Below are 1,227 nucleotides of genomic sequence, written 5' to 3'. Positions count from 1 at the left end.
CCGCGACCGCGAACCTGTCGACGCCCGAATGCGAGGCGCTGTTCGCGCGCATCACCGGCGACGACTGGACCGCCGCCGACGCCGAGCTCTTCCGCGCGCAGATGCTGACCGAGATGGCGGCGATGAGCGTCGAGGACGGCATGGTCATGCAGATCCATCCCGGCTCGGTGCGCAATCACAATGCCGGACTGTTCGCCAGCCATGGCCGCGACAAGGGCGCGGATATTCCCGGACGCACCGACTATGTCCATGCGCTCAAGCCGCTGCTCGACCGGTTCGGGACCTCGACCGCGCTGTCGATCATCCTCTTCACGCTCGACGAGACGGTCTATGCGCGCGAGCTGGCACCGCTGGCGGGGCATTATCCGTGCCTGAAGCTCGGCCCCGCCTGGTGGTTCCACGACAGTCCCGAGGGGATGTGGCGGTTCCGCGAGATGACCACCGAGACCGCGGGCTTCTACAACACCGTCGGCTTCAACGACGACACGCGCGCCTTTCTGTCGATCCCGGCGCGGCACGACGTCGCACGCCGGATCGACTGCGGCTATCTCGCGCGGCTGGTCGCCGAGCACCGGCTGGAGGATTGGGAGGCAGCAGAGCTCGCGCGCGAACTGACGAGCGATCTGGTCCGCAAGGCGTACCGGCTGTGAGGCTGTCGAAGGCCACGCGATCCGCGCTCGCCGCCGACGTGACGCAGCCGGCATCCTCGGCCGCGACCGTCGGGCGGATCGTCCATCTCGGGATCGGCGCGTTCCACCGCGCGCATCAGGCGGTCTATACGCAGGATGCGTCGATGCCGGACGCGGGCTGGCGGATCACCGGCGTGTCGCTGCGCTCGCCGCAGGTGCGTGATACGCTCGCGCCGCAGGACGGGCTGTATACCGTGACCGAACGGTCGAACGGCGTCAGCGCGACCCGGCTGATCGACGTGATCGACACGCTGCTGGTCGCCGCGGAGGATCCCGACGCGGTGATCGCCGCGCTCGCCGACCCTGAGATTCGGGTCGTGACGCTGACCGTCACCGAAAAGGGCTATTACCGGCATCCGGCGACCGGCGCGCTGCTTATCGACGATCCGGCGATCGCGCACGACCTGGGCGGCGGCGTGCCGCGGACGATCTTCGGCTTTCTGGCGGCGGCGCTCGATCGGCGGCGCGGCGCGGGGGCAGGCGGGCTGACGCTGGTGTCGTGCGACAATCTGTCGGGCAATGGCGCGCTGTTGATGCG

Annotated in this window: 1 protein-coding gene and 1 pseudogene; both read left to right on the top strand. The window is 69.3% G+C overall.

Translation table 11 applies throughout. The annotated features are described in order from the left end of the window. Window positions 1-650: glucuronate isomerase (locus sphsw_RS11265; protein ID WP_031440706.1), on the top strand; the 650-nt coding region annotated here is incomplete at its 5' end. Then, window positions 647-1,227 (top strand): annotated as a pseudogene (locus tag sphsw_RS11260) (mannitol dehydrogenase family protein); the annotation flags it as partial. The gene sphsw_RS11265 and the pseudogene sphsw_RS11260, both read left to right, overlap by 4 nt.

This window comes from Sphingomonas sp. FUKUSWIS1 (assembly GCF_000733135.1).
Classification (GTDB): domain Bacteria; phylum Pseudomonadota; class Alphaproteobacteria; order Sphingomonadales; family Sphingomonadaceae; genus Sphingomonas; species Sphingomonas aerolata.
The sequence above is the reverse complement of the archived record's forward strand: the minus strand, read 5'-3'. Positions and strand labels throughout refer to the sequence as shown.